The organism is Bradyrhizobium sp. 2S1, assembly GCF_011516625.5.
GTDB lineage: Bacteria > Pseudomonadota > Alphaproteobacteria > Rhizobiales > Xanthobacteraceae > Bradyrhizobium > Bradyrhizobium septentrionale.
In genome coordinates, this window is record NZ_CP147717.1 from 10,640,214 (window position 1) to 10,658,616 (window position 18,403).

Sequence of the window (18,403 nt, forward strand, 5' to 3'; positions counted from 1 at the left end):
GCACTAGACTTGCCGATCATGAATCACATGGCCTCCCCCTCGCGCGAGCACCTGCAGGATCTACAGGATTTGGCCCGCGGCGTCGGCCTGCGGCAGATCCGCCTGGTCACGGGGGCGATCATGTTCGCCTACCTGATCAGCCATTTCCTCAACCACGCGCTCGGCAATATCTCGACGGAGGCGCTCGCGATCGGGGTGTACTACCACACCGAATTCTGGCAATTCCTGCCGGTCGCGATCACCTTCTACAGCGCCTGCCTGGTGCACACCGCGCTCGGCATCTGGGCGCTGTATCAGCGCCGCGAGTTCCACTGGAAGACGATCGAGCCGCTGCAGCTCACGCTCGGCCTCAGCGTCCCGATGCTGATCGTTGCGCACGTTGTAGGCGTGCGGCTCGGCCAGACCCTGTACGGACAGGAGAAGCTCTACCCGCAGGAGCTCTACACATTCTTCATCTCGTCACCGAACCGGCTGTGGCTGATGCTGGCGGTGCTGGTGATCGCCTGGGTGCATGGCTGCATCGGCCTGTACTTCTGGCTGCGGCTGCGTCCATTCTTTACGCGCGCCGCACCATACCTGCTCGCTGCCGCGGTGCTGATCCCGACCCTGGCGATGCTCGGCATCTATCAGGGCGGCCGCGCCACGATGGAAGACTATCAGGATCCCGACTGGCGGCGCGAGGAACTGTCGGTGCAGAAGCTCGGGACGGCGGCGCAGGCGACCACGCTCGAGAAGATCACGGATCGCCTGACGATCGGCTATCTCGGCCTGCTTGGCCTCGTGCTGCTGGCGCGCGGCGCGCGTGCCCTGCTTGAGCGCCGCGGCGGCATGATCGCGCTGTCCTACGGCAACGGCCGTACGCTGCGGGTGCCGAAGGGATTGAGCGTGCTGGAAGCGAGCCTGCGCTACAACGTGCCGCATGCCAGCGTCTGCGGCGGCCGCGCGCGCTGCTCGACCTGCCGCATCCGTATCATCGGCGATCACGCCGCCCTGCCCGAGCCCTCGCCGCGCGAAGCCTTCGTGCTGCACCGGGTCGGCACTGACGATCCGTCGATCCGGCTGGCCTGCCAGTTGCGGCCGACCTCCGACCTGAACTTCTTCCAGCTGTTCCTGCCGCACACGATGTCGGCGAATGCGCACGCCGCCAATCCGACGCGGGTCGGCCAGGAACGTTACCTCGTCAGCATGTTCGTCGACATGCGCGGCTCGACGCAGCTTGCCGAGAAGCGGTTGCCGTTCGACACCGTGTTCATCGTCAACCGCTTCCTCGGCGCGGTGTCGCAGGCGGTGCTGGAAGCCGGCGGGCGGCCGAACCAGTTCATCGGCGACGGCATGCTGGCGCTGTTCGGGCTTACCACCGAGCGGCAGGTGGCCTGCCGCCAGGCCTTGCGCGCGGCAGCACTGATCGCGGCCAATATCGACGAGCTGAACCAGTTCCTCAGCCACGATCTACGCGAGCCGATCCGCTTCGGCATCGGCATCCATGGCGGCGAGGTGATCGTCGGCGATATCGGCTATCGCGACCACATGGTGTTCACCGCGCTCGGCGATGCCGTCAACGTCGCGGCAAGGCTGCAGGACATGACCAAGGCGCTGGCCTGCGAGGCGGTGATCTCGGACGAGGTGCGCGTCACCGCAGGCCTCGCCGACGATGCGCTGCCGGCCCAGGAGGTCGCGATCCGCGGCCGCAACGAGCCGATGACCGAGCGCACGGTCGAAGCGACGCGCATCCTGTCGGCGCTGGTCGACGACCGTCGCGCCGTCGCGGCCTGACCGGGTTCATCTGCACCCCACTCCGAGTGTGACCTGCCGCACATCCAAGAGCGCGTCCAGCAGAGATGCTCGAACGTGCCCGATGCCGGATGCGACTGACTGGCGATGGGTAACACTGCAACCGCGCCGCGACAGAGTTCAACGCGCATCTGAAGGAGACGACCATGCTTCGCAAAGTCACGCTTGCTCTCGCTACTGCCGCAACCCTCGGTGCCGCCGCGCTGGCGCCGACCTCGGCCTCCGCCAAGCCGTTTTTCTGGCATCCGCATCACCATCACTTCTGGGGTGGCCCGGGCATCGCCGTCGGCTTCGTCGACTCCGGCTGCTACGCCACCCGCCTGGTGCTGACGCCCTACGGCTATCGCTATCGCACCGTGAACGTCTGCTACTGATCGAACCCTCCGGTTGGATCGAAATGCCCCGGTCGCCAATGCGACCGGGGCTTTTCGTTGTTGCGACGCAACGCTGTCGGACGCTGCGAAAGCTCAATTGACTTGCCCTTGTCAGGTGCGACATTTGCGGCCGCGCGCATTCCATGATGCGAACGCGCGCAAGGCAAGGGTGAGCCTGGTGATGACCGGCTCACCACAGAACAGCTTCGGAGGAAGCGGAATGCTCGATCGACGAGACTTGATGAAGCGCGCCGGGTTGGCCGCGTTGGTGACGGGGCTGGGATCAAGGGGCGCATTCGCCCTCGACACCGTGACGCTGCCGTTCGGCAATGGCGAACGGCCGCTGGTGCGCTACCCGCAGAAGCGCCCGATGATCGGCCTGACCAGCCGGCCGCCGCAGCTGGAAACGCCATTTGCGATCTTCAATGACGGCCCGCTCACGCCGAACAACGCCTTCTTCGTCCGCTATCACCTCGCCGACCTCCCCTACAATCTCGATCCGGACAAGTTCACGCTGGAGATCAAGGGCAAGGTCGACAAGCCGCTCAAACTGTCGCTGACGGAGATCAGGAAGCTGAAGGCGACCGAGCTCGTCGCCGTCAACCAGTGCTCCGGCAACAGCCGCGGCTTCTTCAATCCGCGGGTCGCCGGCGGCCAGCTCGGCAATGGCGCGATGGGCTGCGCGCGCTGGCACGGCGTGCCGCTGAAGACCGTGCTCGACATGGCCGGCGTGCAGGCCGGCGCCAAACAGGTCACCTTCAACGGCATGGACGGTCCGGTCAGCGACAAGACCCCGGATTTCGTCAAGGCGCTCGATATCGACCACGCGCGCGACGGCGAGGTGATGCTGGCCTGGGGCATGAACGGCGAGGACCTGCCGTTCCTCAATGGCTTCCCGCTCCGCCTCGTGGTGCCCGGCTATTACGGCACCTATTGGGTGAAGCACCTCAACGAGATCAACGTCATCGACAGCGTGTTCGAGGGCTTCTGGATGAAGTCCGCCTACCGGATTCCGGATACGCCGAACAACGCGGTCGAGCCCGGCACCGCACCGAAGGCGACGATCCCGATCAACCGCTTCACGGTGCGCTCGTTCATCACCAGCGTCGCCGACGGCGCCAGGATCAAGGCAGGCCGCACCATGCTGCGCGGCATCGCCTTCGACGGCGGCAAGGGCATCAAGGAGGTCGCGGTCTCGACCGACGGCGGCAAGAGCTGGATGCCGGCCAAGCTCGGCAAGGATCTCGGCAAATACGCATTCCGTGAATGGAAGCTGCCGGTAAAACTCGCGGCCGGCCCCTCAGACCTGAAGGTGCGTGCCACCAACAATGCGGGCGACACCCAGCCGATGGATCCGTTGTGGAATCCGGCCGGCTATCTGCGCAACGTCGTCGAAACCGTGCGCGTCACCGCAGCGTGAGGAGAAGCATCATGACCAGCAAGCTGCTTGCCTCACTCGCCGCGATCGCTGCGCTGTCGATCGGCGCCGCGATCGCCGCGCCCGTGAACTATAAGGTTCCCGAGGAGACCGCGGCGTTCAAGCCGGGTCCCAACCTCGAGGTGGCGCAGAACAACTGCACCGCCTGCCACTCGGCCGACTACATCAAGACCCAGCCGCAGGGCGAGAAGTTCAAGAAGGACTTCTGGCAGGCCGAGGTGACCAAGATGATCAAGGTCTATGGCGCGCCGATCGACGATGCCGACGTCGGCAAGATCGTCGAATACCTCACCGCGACCTATTGAGATGCGGTCGATTTGAACCCTCGCGCGCCGGCGGAAGACCTACGCGCGGGGCCATTGATCCAATATGGGTCGGTGGAACCGACACTTTTTTGCAGCGCAAAAATTGACCACGAAACAGGCAAACCGGCATCAAATCCCTGCAAAGCGAGTTGTTTCCGGTCAAAATCACACCGTCGTTTGATCTACCCAGCTTTTTCCAAACTGCTATCCTGTAGTTACGGACAAGCCGGTTTGTGCGGGGACCGGCTGGTCTGTTTTCGATTGATTCCGCGGAGACGACTGGAATGCCCAAAGGTACAGTGAAGTGGTTTAACCCGACTAAGGGTTACGGATTCATCCAGCCCGCAACGGGCGGCAAAGACATTTTCGTGCATATTTCTGCGGTTCAGAAGGCTGGTCTTCAGAGCCTGAACGAAGGCCAGACGGTCGAATACGAAGAGATTGCAAATCGCGGCAAGACGTCAGCCGAGAACCTTAAGGTCTAGCGCAACAGCGCCAGATCCGGCGGCGCACTCTCGGACGTCATCCGGGAGTGGGGGCCGATCCACACACCAGACCACGTGACGTTCGGCGGAGCGGGCACGGTGCCCGCGCGCCACGGCGGTGATCTTTTTTCGGCTGCCATCGATCGCGCGCCGACACTTATTTTTTACTCCGGGAAGGCATGCCGCGGCGGAGTTGCCGCGTTACAGACAGGTGCCGCCCTGACCGGTGCCGCACGGCACCTTCTTCGACAATTCCTGGATCTTGCGTTTGGACTCGGCCTGCGCGAGCACGTCGAACACGCTCGACGGCGCGAGCTGGGTGGCTTTGCGGAAATCCTCGGTCGCCTTGTCGGTGTGGTTGAGCGCCTCATGCGCCTTGGCGCGCGCGAACACACCCTCCACGGTCTCCTTCTGCGCAATCGCCCGATCGAGATCATCGACCGCCTTGTCGTAGTTGCGCAGCGTCGACCAGGTGATGCCGCGCAACGTCAGCGCCGCCTGATCATTGGGCCGTGAGCTGAGGACCAGATTGAGATCCTTCATCGCGTCATCCGGCTTCTTCAGCCCGAGATAGGCCCGCGCGCGCAGCACATGCGCGAAGGGATCGTTGGGCGCCCGTGCGACGATCTGGTCGAACGCGGCGATGGCGCGGTCGTACTGCGCTGAGGTCAGCATCGCGAGCCCGCGGCCGAGCTGCGCCGTGGGATTGTTGGGGACTCGCTCCAGCACGCCGTTGATGTCGACCAGCCCCTCGTCGGTGCGGCCCTTGAGCATCAGCGCAAGGCCGCGCCACGATTTGGCGATCAGATTGGTCGGCACCAGCGCCAGCGCCTGATCGAAATCCAATAGCGCCTTGTCGAGCTGATTGAGGTTGAAATAGGCGAGCCCGCGTTCGGTGAAGGCCAGCGTCTCCTTGGCGTTGAGCGAGATCGAATGATCGTAATCGGCGAGCGCGTCCTTCACCTTGCCGGTGTTGGCCTTGACGAGGCCGCGGGCGAGATAGGCCAGCGAGTTATTCTGATCGAGCGTGATGGCGCGGGTGGCGTCGGCCGTGGCATCGTCGAACTGCCGCAAGCTCGCGGCGTTGAGCGCGCGGAAGGCAAGCAGCTGGGGATCGTCCGGCTTGAGCTTGAGCAGGTCGTTGAGATCGTTGCGCGCTTCCGCCAACCGGTTGAGCCGTGAATAGGCCTGCGTGCGCAGCCGCAGCGCCGCCTCGTTGCGCGGATCGCCGCTCAGCACCTGGCTGAGATTGTTAATCGCGCCCGCGAAATTGCCCTGTGCGATAAACTGCTTTGCCTGCTCGATCTCCTGGTTGCTGGAAGCCGGCACCGCGGCGGACGGTTGCGCCCGATTTGGCGAGCTCGGCCTGCATCGCGACCGCCTGCTGGCGCTGCTCCTGGATCTCCTTGTTGCCGGGGAGGACCGTCAGCAGCCTGTCGAAGTCGGCAATGGCGCGCACGTAATCGCCCTTGGCGCTGTAGAGCTGGGCGCGGGCGAAATAGGCGTTGCGCTCGGTCTGCGGCGCCTGCGCGATCGCACGCGAAAAATCCTCGATCGCGCGATCGATGTCGCCCTTGCGGCGATAGGCCTGGCCGCGCCAGTAGAACGCGTTCGGCGTGCTCGCGTTGACGGCAATCGCGGTGTTGGCGTCGGCCAGCGCCGCGTCGGGCTGTCCGGATTCGACATAGGCCCGCGCGCGCCCGACATGCGCTGCGGGGAGATCCTGCCGCAGCGTGATGGCCTGGTCATAGTCCGAGATCGCGTCAGTCCAGGCGCGCTGGTCGGCGCGCAGATTGCCGCGCGCGAGGTAGCCGAACGGGCTCTTCGGCTCGAGCTCGATCGCGCGATCGAAATCGGCGCGGGCCTGATCCAGGCTGCCCTTGCGCTGCTGCACATAGCCTCGCGCGATCAGCGCCGACAAGAATTGCGGATTGAGCTGCAGCGCGGCATCGGCATCGCCCAAGGCCTGATCGATCTTGCCGCGGGCGATATAAAATCGCGAGCGGCCGGCAAAGGCCTTGGACCGATCGTCGGTGGACCGTGCGGCATCGCTGATGATGGCCGAGCACGCCGCCTCGGCCTTGTCCGTCGGCGGCCCGTTGCAGTCCTCGACGTCGCCGGCGCGGGCTGGGCCGGCGAGCGCAGGCAGCAGCGCAAGCGCCAGCAACAGTTGGAAACGAACACCGCTGACAGCGGCATCGGTGCAGGTCGGACGTAAGCGCATATCGTGCCTCGGGTTGACCGAATGCCGTTCGTCTTATCGCGTCACTTGGTTCTTATGGTGGTGGGCGTGGAAGGTATTTGTCGAAGCTTGTTTCGAACCTTGGAGCTCGGTTCCAGCGCCAATGACGCAGCTAACTATCCCTATAGTTAATGGGAACGGAACACCACTAGCGCGCGCGGCGGCAACACGCGGCCGTTCAATCTTCCGTCACCCATTGGGCGACCGTCATGACGTCAGGCGGTTGCAGATAGCCGCGGGGCCAGAGATCGACGACCCATTCCACCTTGGTGGCGCGCTCGACCAGAACGGCGGTGTTGTGCGGCGTTTGCCCCAGCGAAAATCCGCGATAGTGGGGATCGCCGACGTCATGGAACTTGAACAGGTTCCAGGCCTGCATCACCAGCATCAGGCTGGTTGTGTTGCGCGTGGTGTCCCAGCAATCGTAGTTGTGCTTGTCGTCGTTGGCGCGGAAGTCCGCTTTGGCCACGCGCTTGTCGGTGCCGAGGATCGGCCCCATCCGGCGATCGAGCCAGATCACGGCCTTTTGCACCGCCGCCCGTTCAGCGGCGGCATTGGCGCGGCCGGTGGCCATGATCTTGCCCAGGGCCGCCCTGTCGGCCGCGCTGAAATCCAGCATCTCGCGGCGCCGGCAGACGAAGCCGTAGCAGACCGTCATCGTCGAGGCCGACGGCGGATAGATCGAAACCGACGTGAAGAGTTGCATGATTCCCGAGCTGAGCTCGGCTGCGCGGGCCGGCGCGGCTGTTGGCACGGACAGCATGAACACCGCCAGCGCGCCGGCGAACCCGGCCCGCATCGTTCGTATCGGCTGATCGACGTCTTTCATCACCACGGCCCCCAACTGAACCAGAGGATTATCGCGGGTGCGGCGCGATGCCAATACATCCCGCGCATGGCTGTGGATCACGTCGGGCGCATATCAGCCGACCGGCAACGGCGCGTCGCGCTTGACTTCTTCCATGACCGCGTAGGTTCGCGTTTCGCGCACGCCCGGCAGCGCCAGCAGGGTCTCGCCGAGAAACCGGCGATAGGCGGTCATGTTGGCGACGCGCGCCTTGACCAGATAGTCGAAGCCGCCGGCCACCATGTGACACTCCAGCACTTCCGGCGCGGTCTGGACCGCCTTGGCGAAGCGCTCGAACACGTCGGGCGTGGTCTTGTCGAGCAGCACCTCGACGAACACCAGCAGGCCGAGCCCAAGCCGGTGCGGATTGAGCCGCGCGCCATAGCCCTCGACGAAGCCGTCGCGCTGCAGCCGCTTCAGCCGCTCGCCGACCGAGGTCGGCGACAGGCCGATCCTTTCCGCCAGTTCCACATTGGCAATCCGTCCATCCCCTTGGAGAATCGAGAGGATTCTGCGGTCTATCTTATCGATCTCTGTCATATCTACGGCAGTTTTCTAACTAGCCCTGATTTTCTAAGGCAAATCTTCTAATTTGTCTATCGAACTACGGTTCGTGTGCGCGTAGGTATTCCCGTGCAACCCCGAAGGAACCGCCAAGGAACCACCATGCCAGACCCGCTCCCGCCCCCGTTCAGCGCGCCCTACGCCCCCGACGACGCCGCCATTGCCGGCCGCCTGCGTCAGGGGGGGACACTCGGCGCGGAGGCGGAGGCACGGATCGATCGCACCGCGACGCGGCTGATCGAGGCGATCAGAGCGAACGACGATCCGCTTGGCGGGGTCGAGGACATGCTGCGGGAGTTCGCGCTGTCGACCAAGGAGGGGCTGGCGCTGATGGTGCTGGCGGAGGCGCTGCTGCGGGTGCCGGACGCGCGCACCGCCGACCAGTTCATCGAGGACAAGCTCGGCCAGGGCGACTTCGTCAACCACGAGACCAGATCGAGCGCATTCCTGGTCAACGCCTCGGCCTGGGCGCTCGGCGTATCGGCGCGCGTGATCCAGCCCGGCGAGACCCCGCAGGGCACGATCGGGCGGCTGACCAAGCGGCTCAGCGCGCCGGCGGTGCGTGCCGCGACGCGGCAGGCGATGCGGCTGATGGGCAGCCATTTCGTGCTCGGCGAGACCATCGAGGCGGCGCTGGCGCGCGCCCAATCGCACACCGCGCGCGGCTCGCGCTATTCCTTCGACATGCTCGGCGAAGGCGCGCGCACCGCCGACGACGCCCATCGCTATTTCGAATCCTACGCCCGCGCCATCGAGGCGATCGGCAAGGCGGCCGGCGATCAGCCCCTGCCCGACCGGCCAGGCATCTCGGTCAAGCTCTCGGCGCTGCATCCGCGCTTCGAGGCAGTCAGCCGGGCGCGGGTCATGACCGAGCTGGTGCCGCTGCTGATCGATCTGGCGCGCCGCGCCAAGGCGTTCGATCTCAACTTCACCGTCGATGCCGAGGAAGCCGATCGGCTGGAGCTGTCGCTCGATGTGATCGCTGCTGCGCTCGCCGACCCGTCGCTCGCCGGCTGGAGCGGCTTTGGGCTCGCGATCCAGGCCTATCAGAAGCGCGCCGCCGAGGTGATCGACTACGTCGACGCGCTCGCGCGCAGCCTCGACCGCAGGATGATGGTGCGGCTGGTCAAGGGCGCCTATTGGGACACCGAGATCAAGCGCGCGCAGGAGCGCGGGCTCGACGGCTATCCGGTATTCACCCGCAAGGCGATGACCGACCTCAACTACGTCGCCTGTGCGCGCAAGCTCTTGGCATTGCGGCCGCGACTGTTTCCGCAATTCGCCACCCACAACGCGCTGACGGTCGCGACCATCCTCGAACTGGCCGACGATCCCACGAGCTTCGAATTCCAGCGGCTGCACGGCATGGGCGAAGCGCTCTACGCCCAGCTCGGCGAGGACAGGCCCGAAATCGCCCACCGCACCTATGCGCCGGTCGGCAGCCACCGCGACCTGCTCGCCTATCTGGTGCGGCGGCTGCTCGAGAACGGCGCCAACTCGTCGTTCGTGGCGCTGGCGGCCGACAATCGCGTGTCCATCGTCGACCTGTTGCGCCGCCCGGCCGACATCGTCGGTGCCGACAACAATGCCGCCCATTCCGGAATTCCGCTGCCAGCCGATCTCTATCGGCCGCAGCGCGAGAATTCGCACGGCATCGAATTCGGCGAACGAAAAGCGCTCGACGCGTTGACCTCGGCGATTGCGGCCGAGCGCAAGGCTGCGCCTAACGTCGTCGCGACGTCGACGACCGAGCAGGCGAACGCCGCAGTCGCCGCTGCACGGCACGGCTTCAGGGCCTGGAACGGCACGCCGGCTACAAAACGTGCGGCGATCCTCAACAAGGCCGCGGATCTGCTCGAGCAGCGCCGCGCCCACTTCCTCGCTTTGCTGCAGAGCGAGGGCGGCAAGACGCTCGACGACGCGCTCTCCGAGGTGCGCGAGGCGATCGACTTCTGCCGCTACTATGCGGCGCTCGGGCAAAGACTGTTCGGCGAGGCCGAGGCGATGCCGGGACCGACCGGCGAAAGCAACGTGCTCGCGTTGCGCGGCCGCGGCGCCTTCGTCGCTATCTCGCCGTGGAATTTTCCGCTCGCGATCTTCCTCGGCCAGGTGACGGCAGCGCTGATGGCGGGCAATGCGGTGCTCGCAAAGCCGGCCGAACAGACGCCGCGCATCGCAACCGAAGCGGTGGCGCTGCTGCATCAAGCGGGCGTGCCTGAAACCGCCCTGCATCTGGTCCAGGGCGATGGCGCGATCGGCGCCGCGCTGGTGGCGCATCCGGCGATCGCCGGCGTCGTTTTCACCGGCTCGACGGAGGTGGCGCGGTCGATCAACCGGACGCTTGCGGCCAAGGACGGCCCGATCGTGCCGCTGATCGCCGAGACCGGCGGCATCAACGCGATGATCGTCGATGCCACCGCGCTGCCCGAGCAGGTCGCCGACGACGTCGTGACCTCGGCGTTCCGCTCCGCCGGCCAGCGCTGCTCGGCGCTGCGGCTGTTGTTCGTGCAGGACGACGTCGCCGACCGCATGATCGAGATGATCGCCGGCGCCGCGCGCGAACTGAAGATCGGCGATCCCTCCGATCCGTCGACGCATATCGGGCCGGTGATCGATGCCGAGGCCAAGCACCGGCTCGATGCGCATATCGCGCGGATGAAGCAGGAGGCGCGGGTGCATCTCGCCGGCGCGGCGCCATCAGGCAATTTCGTCGCGCCGCACATCTTCGAACTGTCGGCGGCAAGCCAGCTCACCGAGGAGGTGTTCGGCCCGATCCTGCATGTCGTGCGCTACCGCGCCGAGCGGCTCGGCGAGATACTGGCCGCAATCGAGGCGACCGGTTTCGGGCTGACGCTCGGCATCCATTCCCGCATCGACGACACCATCGAGCACGTGATCGATCGCCTCCAGGTCGGCAACATCTATGTCAACCGCAACATGATCGGCGCGGTTGTCGGCGTGCAGCCGTTCGGCGGCAGCGGCCTCTCCGGTACCGGCCCCAAGGCCGGCGGCCCGCATTACCTCACGCGCTTCGCGACCGAGCAGACGGTGACGATCAACACCGCCGCCGCGGGTGGCAATGCCGCGCTGATGGCAGGGGTGGAGTAGGTTCATCACACGCACGTCATTCCGGGATGGTCCGAAGGACCAGACCCCAGATGCACAATTGTGCATCGGGGAATCTCGAGATTCCGGATTCGATGCTGCGCATCGCTCCGGAATGACTTGGGTTAAATGACTTGGTTGCATCGTGCCCCCGAGATGGGTCAAATGGCGGTCCGATCGGGATCATCGCCTGCGATAATTCCAGCTACCGGAAAAACACCAACAAGCGCCACGGGAGCGACGGCACGATGGAAAAAGGCATTTTTGACGGGCTCAAGGTCCTGGATTGCGCGAGCTTCATCGCGGCGCCCGCGGCCGCTACCGTGCTGTCCGACTTCGGCGCCGACGTCATCAAGATCGAGCCGCCGGGCGCCGGCGACCCCTACCGCAATCTGCCCAACCTGCCCGGCTATCCCTCGAGCGAGCACAATTTCGCGTGGATGCTGGAGGCGCGCAACAAGAAGAGCCTGGCGCTCGACCTCACCAAGCCCGAGGCGCGCGAGGTGCTCTACAAGCTCGTCGCCGAGGCCGACGTGTTCATCACCAACATGCCGCCGCAGGTGCGCCAGAAGCTCGGCATCACCCATGATCATCTCGCCCATCTCAACGACCGGCTGATCTACGCCTCCTTCACCGGCTATGGCGAAAAGGGCGAGGAGGCCAACAAGCCCGGCTTCGATTCGAACGCCTATTGGGCCCGCTCCGGCCTGATGGACCTGGTGCGCGCCGACGAGGACACCACGCCGGCGCGTTCGGTGGCCGGCATGGGCGACCATCCCTGCGCGATGGCGTTCTACGGCGCGATCGTCACCGCGCTGTTCCAGCGCGAGAAGACCGGCAAGGGCTCGCATGTCTCGACCAACCTGATGGCCAACGGCGTCTGGGCCAACGGCGTGCTGGCGCAGGCCAAGCTCGCCGGCGCCAAGTTCAAGAAGCGCAAGCCGCGCGAGGAGGCGCTCAACGCCGTCACCAACCACTACAAGTGCAAGGATGGCCGCTGGCTGATCCTGTCGCTGCTCAATGAAGACCGGCAATGGCCGACGCTGGCGCGCTGCATGGACCGCGAGGACCTCATCGCCGATCCGCGCTTCGCCACCAAGCCGGACCGCCATTCGCGCTCGGTCGAGCTGATCAAGATCTTCGACGAGGTGTTCGCCGGCAAGGATCTCGCCGAATGGCGCAAGATCCTCGATGGCAACGGCCTGGTGTTCGGCGTCGTCGGCATCCTCGACGACATCCCGAACGACAAGCAGATGATCGAGAACGAGGTGCTGGTGCGCTTCGAGAACGACACCATGCTGACCGTCAACAGCCCGATCTTCATCGACGGTGCCAAAAAGGTGCAGCCGCGCAAGCCGCCCGAGGTCGGTGAGCACTCCGACGAGATCCTGCGCCAGGCCGGCTACGACGAGGCCACGATCCAGAAGCTGCGCGCTTCCGGCGCGGTGGCTTGAGGCCAGCTGACGCGACCGCTCGTTAGGCCTTTGCGCCGATCAGGCTCTTGATCAGCGCCAGCAGGCTCGCTGCCATCTCTCGCCGAAATCCGCGGCGGGGGATTGCGAGCTGCTGCAGCAACATCCCGATCAACGCGGACACGAACAATTCCGCATGGCGGCGCGGCTCTGCGGAGCCGCCTGCGCGCAAGGCGAGCTCCGCGCTTTGCCGCCAGGTCTCGAACCATTCTCCGACCACGGTCCGATAGCGCTCGTTGCGCGCGGCCGCGAGGAACGCTTCGTAGCAGGCGATGTGGATCTCGCCCCGCGTCTTCAGCTCCTGGTCGTACCAGCCCACCAGGAATTCGAGCCATGCCTCGACATCGAACGCTTTGCCTTGCAGGCTGAGCGCCAGCGCCTGCAGCCGCCCGGTCTCGCGGACCAAAGCGAAGCGAAGGGCGCCGTCGATCAGCGCATCTCGCGTCTTGAAGTGATGGGTGATCGCGCCGAGCGACAGGCCGGCCTCCGCCGCCACCGCCCGGTGGGTCACGCCGTCGAGGCCCTTGCGCCCGATGATCCAAAGCGTCGCCTCCATCACGGGACGTTCGCGGTTGCCGCTCCCAGGTTCAGTTCGCTTCATCAATTGTCGCTCAGTCCTGCTATGCAGAATCGGAAGAACAAATGTTCTGTTTTGCGAAGTATACGTACTGACGGCTAGATCGACAAGCATCTCAGGAACCCGATGATGGCCCGCTATCGCCTGCATTACTTCCCGGAATCCGGCAACAGCTACAAGCTCGCGCTGATGCTGACGCTGTGTGGCGAGACGTTCGAGCCGGTATGGACCGATTTCGGCGGCGGCGTCACGCGGACCGCGGAATGGCGCGCGGATGTCAACGCGATGGGCGAGATCCCGGTGCTCGAGGTCGACGGCGAGCGCCGCACCCAGACCGCGCCGATCCTGCTGCAGCTCGCCGAGCAATACGGAAAGTTCGGCGGCGAAACGCCGGCCGAGAAATTCGAGCTGTTGCGCTGGCTGTTCTGGGACAACCAGAAACTCTCCGGCTACATGGCGACCTATCGCTTCATGCGCACCTTCACGCCGTCAGCCGACCCGAAGGTGCTGAAATATTTCCGCGCGCGGCTCGACGACTTCCTCGGCATCCTCGACCAACATGTCGGCAACAGCGCCTTCATGATCGGGGCGCGACCGACGATCTCGGATTTCTCGATGATGGCCTATCTGCACTATCCTGCTGACGAGACCGGCTACGATTTCGCGGCCAGCCATCCCAATATCAGCGCCTGGCTCGGCCGCATCGCCGCGCTGCCCGGCTGGAAATCGGCCTATGACCTGCTGCCCGGCCCGCGCCTGAAACACTACGCGTGAGGGATTATCGCTTCATCCAGGCCCAGACGATGGCCACGACGATGATGCCGATGATGACCGCGAGCCCGATCGCCCAGCTGCTGACGCGCACGGCGCTGACCGCCTGACGCTCGGCCTCGTTGGCCGCGATCTCGCGGTTGCGCTGCTTGTCCTGCTCGGGAGCATTCATCGGCCGGTCTCCGTCAAGGCTGGGCTGTTCGGGTCGTGGTCGCGAACCGCAATGTAGCATCAAATAATGACGCCCGGGCACATCGGTTCCCGAGATCGCTACCGCCCCTTCACGAAGCACATTCCCATGCGCGAGGTCTTGCCGGCCATCTGGCATGCGAGGCCCTCGGCACAGGTCCAGCCACGGAAGCTGCGGTCGGTCTCGGCCGGCCTCGTGCCCGGCAGATAGCAATGTGCGCCCCAGCCGTCGCTGTATTCGGTGCCAGCCAACTCAGTGCCGCCGCGCAATTGCGGCCGGTTGGAGAAGCCGCGCGAAAAATCCGGCGCCTTGCCGTCGCGGAGGCTCGTGAGGATATCGCGGCGGCGCACCTGGTCGCCGAAGAAATGCGGCGAGGCCGGCACCACGGTGGAGTTCGACGGCTTCGCCGCCATCCAGTCGACGCCGGGGACATGGAAGCCGCCAATGCCGCGGGTCTGGTGGCAGCCGGCGCAGGTGACGTCGTTGAGGCGCCGCTCGAAGCCGGCCAATGACTGGATGTTCTGCAGCTTCGTTCCGTCAGCCGCGGCCTTCTGCAAGGCGCCGACGACATCGCCGTCCGAGAACACCGCATTGCCGGCGGTCCCCTCGCCCTGGACCATGCCGAATTCGGGCTGCAGATCGCTGACATCGAAACCGATCGGGGTCGGCGCCACCGCCGAGCTTGCGAGGAAGCGATCGGGGATCAGCAGGGTGCCGCGATCGAGCTCGGCAAAATGCGCAGGATTCAGCAGCCACGCCTTGAACTCGCGCCGCAGCGCCTCGTCCGCCAGAATGCGATCGCGATCGATCTGGTTCTCCAGCGGCGCTTCGGTGAAGCGCTTCGCTGCCCGGTCATAGTCGAACACTTTCAGCAGATAGTCGGTGCGGAAGTCGCGCACGGCGGATTTCGGCGCATGCGCGATCTGCAGATTGGTCTCGATGCGATCGATATTCCCGGCGCCGATCAGGCCGAGCGGGCCGTCCTCGCCGAACAGTTTCTCCATCGCCGGCGGCGCGCTGCCGGTCGCCAGCCAGCGCCGTGCAAGCTCGCGGCAGCTGAGCGACGCGTCGTTGCCGTCGCCCTTCGCCTTCAGCACCAGGTTCAGCGTCATCGGCAGCCGCTGCGAGACCGCATTCTCGCCGATCAGCGGCACATCGGTCCGCGTCAACCGATAGATCAGCCGGATCTCGCCGCAGTTGTTCGGCGCGACATAGGCGCGGTCCATGCGGTTGACGATGCCGGCCAGCACGAAGCGAACGTCGGAGGATTGAAACAGCGCGCGGTCGAACAGCTGAAAGGCAAAGCCGTCGCCGACGCCGATGCTCTCGTTCGGCAGGCTTGCCTGATGCTTTGCGACATAGCGATCGAACTCACGATCGAGCGCCTCGCGCACCGGCACCATCGAGGGCAACGCAAACAGATCGCGGTTGGACAGCGGCGTGTCGGCGGAACGCTCCGGCGCAAGCATCCGGCCGAGGCCGAAACGGTCGTGATCGAGCTGGCGCAGGATCGCGGGATCGATGATCGCTGTGCCGCGCTCGAGCGCGCGATCCTCGGCGGCGCGTGCAGGCACCGCGCCGCAGAGCAGAACGGACATCAGCAGGAAGCATTTCAGCGCGCGGCTCATGCCCCCACTAACACCGCGCGGCAAACCCTATTCAAGAAAAAAGGCGCTTCACATCGCGGTGAAGCGCCTTGGTGTTGTCGTGTTTCGGCAATCAGCGCGAAACGATCAGGCCCTTGCTGGTGACGACCACCCAACGGCCGTCCTGCTTGCGGATGGCGTCGACGCGGCCGAGGCCGGGGACGGGATCGCCGGCGTACACCTCGTAGATGCCGCCGCGGCCCTCGATCAGCGCGCCGCCATTGCCGACGTCGCGCAGCGACCAGCCGTCGACCACCGGCATGCGGCCGACCTCGGGCTTGGGGGCGGCCGGCACAGCCGCGGCAGTCGCAGGCGGGACCGAGCCCGTGACCTCGCGGACAGGCGTCGCAGCGGCGACGGTCGTTTGCGGCGTGGCGCGCAGCTTGTCGACGGTCTCGGTGAGCTTGGCGAGCTTGGCGTTCGGCTCCGCCTGGGCCTTCTCGACCTTCTCGATCCGGTCGTTGGCCTTGCTGAACTGGGCCTGGCCGGCCTTGGCGGTCTGCTCGACGCTGGCCTTCAGCGCGGCGATTTCGGATTCGAGCCGGGCGAGCGAGGCGTCGGCCGCTTCCTTTGCGGCGGCGTCCCTGGCAGCCGTATCCTGGGCGGAGGCAATGGCGGGGCTGGCGAGATGGCCGAGGCCTGCGGTCGCGAGCGCACCACCGATGGCCCCTGCCACGGTCGCCAGCGCAATCACCGCGGCCATCGCCCCGAACCGGCGCGTGCCGGCCGGCTTGGCTGCTGTCTTGGCCGCCTGCTCGGCGCCCGGCTTGGAGGCAGTCGCCTCATGGTCCCAGGTACGGTCACCGGGCGCCATGATCATCAGCTTGCCCGGAAAACGCGGCTCCTCACGCTTGCCGGTCTCGATCTTCGGCACGTCCATGTTGGTCGGCTCGACCTTAGGGTCGATCATGGGATCGATCTTGGGCTCAACCACGGCATCAACCCGGGGCTCGACCTTTGCCTCGACCTTGGGCGGCTCAACCTTCAGGGACTCGATCTTCGACGCGTCCATCCTGGGCGCGTCGGCCTTTGGCGACGTCTCTTCCTGCCCGGGCGCAAGCCGGGGAGCCTCGGCCGCGGCCATCACGGGCTCGGTTTTCGCCGCCGCTTCGACGCCGGTTTGACCGCTGACCGGCTCGCTCTGCTGCTCACTCACGTTCAAAGTCTCCAGACTAGGTTGACAATTCGGTAACTTTTATTGCTTGCGAAATGGTTCGCCCGGCCCCGGCATTACCTAAATTTTAGGGAGTTTTCCGGGCCGGATTGGGGCGGTGCCGCGCTGCGGCAATCTGCGCGGGCTCCGTTTGCGCGCGGCGCTTTCCCGACTAACATACCGCCATCTTCCAGCCAGAAGGCAGGAGAGCGCCATGACGATCGAGAAATGCATCAAGGAATTTGGTGTCGATGACGTCATTTTCGAGGAGGGCTCGACCGGCCGCGAGCTGTTTGTCGTGCTCGACGGCAAGGTCGACATCGCCAAGATCGATGGCGGAAACAAGACTGTTATCGTCAGCCTCGGCAAGGGCGAGTTCTTCGGCGAGATGGCGGTGATCGACGGCTCGGCGCGCTCGGCGACCGCCATCGCCTCCGCGCCTGCGACGCGGGTGATGCGGATCAACCACGCCCGCTTCGTCTATCTGGTCAGCCAGCAGCCGGCTTTTGCGCTGATGGTGATGGACGCGCTCTCGAAACGACTGCGCGCCTCCAACGCCGTCACTTACCGGTCGGCAGCCACCCCATGAGCGAGCGCAAGCCAAGCCCCTTCAAGACGCTGTTCGAGACCGACGTCGCGTCGCTGATCCAGGCCGCCGACGACGTTTACCAGATCCGCTTCAAGAACCGTGCGGCAAATGCCTATTTGGTGCGCGGCAGCAAGCGGACCATCATGATCGATGTCGGGCTGTCCACCAACTATCCCGCGCTCGTCGCCTGCCTCGATCATCTCGGGGTGACGCCCGAGATGATCGACATGGTGGTGCTGAGCCACGAGCATCTCGACCACATCGGCGCGGCCTATCATTTCCACGGCAGCGCCTATATCGCCGCGCACCGGCTCGCCGCCAACAAGATCATGCTGCGCGACGACTTCTCGATGCTGCGCAAGATGTTCAACGAGCCGAACGTGCCGATCGATGTCGACATCTTACTCGAGGAAGGCAATCTCATCGACCTCGGCAATTTCCGCCTCAACGTGATGTACACGCCGGGCCATACCTCGGCCTGCATCACGCTGTTCGATCCGGACAAGGGCTTGCTGTTCGCCTCCGACACGCTGATGCCCGGCGGCGTGATGGGCGGCGTGTTCGGCTCCGGCTCGATTGCCGACTACATCCAGTCGCTGGAACGACTGAAGGGCCTCAATTCGAAGATCCTGCTGTCGGGTCACGGCCGGCTGTCCGACACGCCGCAGGACGACGTGCGGATCGCGCTGCAGCGCTCGCATGCCCTGCTCGAGGACACCGCGCAATTGTTCGATGCGCTCGATGCGCGCGCGAATTTCGAACCGATCATGCAATCGGTGCGCGACCTCAACAAACTCGACGACTGACGCCCGGCCCCAGCCAAAGCCGCCCGTTGTGGCCCGCCACGACTTTGC

18 protein-coding genes are annotated in these 18,403 nt (G+C 65.3%); 10 read left to right on the forward strand and 8 right to left on the reverse strand.

The genetic code is table 11. The annotated features are described in order from the left end of the window. Positions 1-27: 27 nt before the first annotated feature. From HAP54_RS50560 to HAP54_RS50580, 5 genes are all read left to right on the forward strand, one after another. The gene (locus HAP54_RS50560; protein ID WP_166298474.1) at positions 28-1,773 is read left to right on the forward strand and encodes an adenylate/guanylate cyclase domain-containing protein; all 1,746 of its coding nucleotides are present in this window, start codon (positions 28-30) and stop codon (positions 1,771-1,773) included. 164 nt (positions 1,774-1,937) lie between these two features. Continuing rightward, complete coding sequence (locus tag HAP54_RS50565; RefSeq protein WP_029080319.1) at positions 1,938-2,165, forward strand: hypothetical protein; 228 nt, start codon at positions 1,938-1,940, stop codon at positions 2,163-2,165. 220 nt (positions 2,166-2,385) lie between these two features. Further along, positions 2,386-3,585 carry a molybdopterin-dependent oxidoreductase gene (locus HAP54_RS50570; RefSeq protein WP_166298475.1) on the forward strand — a complete coding sequence of 400 codons (1,200 nt, stop codon included), beginning with the start codon at positions 2,386-2,388 and terminating at the stop codon, positions 3,583-3,585. Between the two features lie 11 nt (positions 3,586-3,596). Beyond that, positions 3,597-3,908 carry a c-type cytochrome gene (locus HAP54_RS50575; protein WP_175612297.1) on the forward strand — a complete coding sequence of 104 codons (312 nt, stop codon included), beginning with the start codon at positions 3,597-3,599 and terminating at the stop codon, positions 3,906-3,908. Between the two features lie 284 nt (positions 3,909-4,192). Continuing rightward, positions 4,193-4,393, forward strand: a complete 201-nt coding sequence (locus tag HAP54_RS50580) for a cold-shock protein (protein ID WP_029080322.1) — start codon at positions 4,193-4,195, stop codon at positions 4,391-4,393. A 201-nt stretch (positions 4,394-4,594) separates the two neighbouring features. On the opposite strand, the gene HAP54_RS50585 is transcribed toward HAP54_RS50580, so the two are convergent. The 4 genes from HAP54_RS50585 to HAP54_RS50600 form a co-directional block, all read right to left on the reverse strand. Further along, positions 4,595-5,722 (reverse strand): tetratricopeptide repeat protein, encoded by a 1,128-nt coding sequence (locus HAP54_RS50585; protein ID WP_224741438.1) that lies wholly within the window; start codon positions 5,720-5,722, stop codon positions 4,595-4,597. Continuing rightward, positions 5,646-6,617 carry a tetratricopeptide repeat protein gene (locus tag HAP54_RS50590; RefSeq protein ID WP_224741437.1) on the reverse strand — a complete coding sequence of 324 codons (972 nt, stop codon included), beginning with the start codon at positions 6,615-6,617 and terminating at the stop codon, positions 5,646-5,648. Before HAP54_RS50590 ends, HAP54_RS50585 begins: the two co-directional genes overlap by 77 nt. A gap of 196 nt (positions 6,618-6,813) precedes the next feature. Then, positions 6,814-7,434, reverse strand: coding sequence for a hypothetical protein (locus HAP54_RS50595; RefSeq protein WP_166307276.1), 621 nt, complete (start codon positions 7,432-7,434; stop codon positions 6,814-6,816). A gap of 123 nt (positions 7,435-7,557) precedes the next feature. Further along, complete coding sequence (locus tag HAP54_RS50600) at positions 7,558-8,022, reverse strand: Lrp/AsnC ligand binding domain-containing protein (protein WP_166298476.1); 465 nt, start codon at positions 8,020-8,022, stop codon at positions 7,558-7,560. Between the two features lie 126 nt (positions 8,023-8,148). Between HAP54_RS50600 and putA the strand changes: the two genes are divergently transcribed. Both putA and HAP54_RS50610 read left to right on the forward strand, forming a co-directional pair. Further along, entirely contained in the window at positions 8,149-11,154 is a 3,006-nt protein-coding gene (putA, locus tag HAP54_RS50605) for a bifunctional proline dehydrogenase/L-glutamate gamma-semialdehyde dehydrogenase PutA (protein ID WP_166298477.1), read from the forward strand. Between the two features lie 245 nt (positions 11,155-11,399). After that, positions 11,400-12,605 (forward strand): CaiB/BaiF CoA transferase family protein, encoded by a 1,206-nt coding sequence (locus tag HAP54_RS50610; RefSeq protein ID WP_166298478.1) that lies wholly within the window; start codon positions 11,400-11,402, stop codon positions 12,603-12,605. Between the two features lie 22 nt (positions 12,606-12,627). On the opposite strand, the gene HAP54_RS50615 is transcribed toward HAP54_RS50610, so the two are convergent. After that, complete coding sequence (locus tag HAP54_RS50615) at positions 12,628-13,179, reverse strand: TetR/AcrR family transcriptional regulator (protein WP_166298479.1); 552 nt, start codon at positions 13,177-13,179, stop codon at positions 12,628-12,630. Between the two features lie 150 nt (positions 13,180-13,329). Between HAP54_RS50615 and HAP54_RS50620 the strand changes: the two genes are divergently transcribed. After that, positions 13,330-13,974, forward strand: a complete 645-nt coding sequence (locus tag HAP54_RS50620; protein WP_166298480.1) for a glutathione S-transferase family protein — start codon at positions 13,330-13,332, stop codon at positions 13,972-13,974. Positions 13,975-13,978: 4 nt separating this feature from the next. Here the strand turns inward: HAP54_RS50620 and HAP54_RS50625 are convergent, their stop codons facing one another. The 3 genes from HAP54_RS50625 to HAP54_RS50635 all read right to left on the reverse strand — a co-directional run bounded on the left by HAP54_RS50625 (position 13,979) and on the right by HAP54_RS50635 (position 16,969). Next, entirely contained in the window at positions 13,979-14,143 is a 165-nt protein-coding gene (locus tag HAP54_RS50625) for a hypothetical protein (RefSeq protein WP_166298481.1), read from the reverse strand. A 98-nt stretch (positions 14,144-14,241) separates the two neighbouring features. Further along, on the reverse strand, positions 14,242-15,789 hold the full coding sequence (locus HAP54_RS50630) for a hypothetical protein (RefSeq protein WP_166298482.1): 1,548 nt from the start codon (positions 15,787-15,789) through the stop codon (positions 14,242-14,244). A 91-nt stretch (positions 15,790-15,880) separates the two neighbouring features. Continuing rightward, entirely contained in the window at positions 15,881-16,969 is a 1,089-nt protein-coding gene (locus HAP54_RS50635; RefSeq protein ID WP_166298483.1) for a hypothetical protein, read from the reverse strand. A gap of 205 nt (positions 16,970-17,174) precedes the next feature. Between HAP54_RS50635 and HAP54_RS50640 the strand changes: the two genes are divergently transcribed. Beyond that, positions 17,175-17,549, forward strand: coding sequence for a Crp/Fnr family transcriptional regulator (locus tag HAP54_RS50640; RefSeq protein ID WP_029080332.1), 375 nt, complete (start codon positions 17,175-17,177; stop codon positions 17,547-17,549). Then, on the forward strand, positions 17,546-18,355 hold the full coding sequence (locus HAP54_RS50645; RefSeq protein ID WP_166298484.1) for an MBL fold metallo-hydrolase: 810 nt from the start codon (positions 17,546-17,548) through the stop codon (positions 18,353-18,355). The genes HAP54_RS50640 and HAP54_RS50645 overlap by 4 nt, the downstream gene beginning before the upstream one ends. The last annotated feature ends 48 nt before the right edge of the window (positions 18,356-18,403 follow it).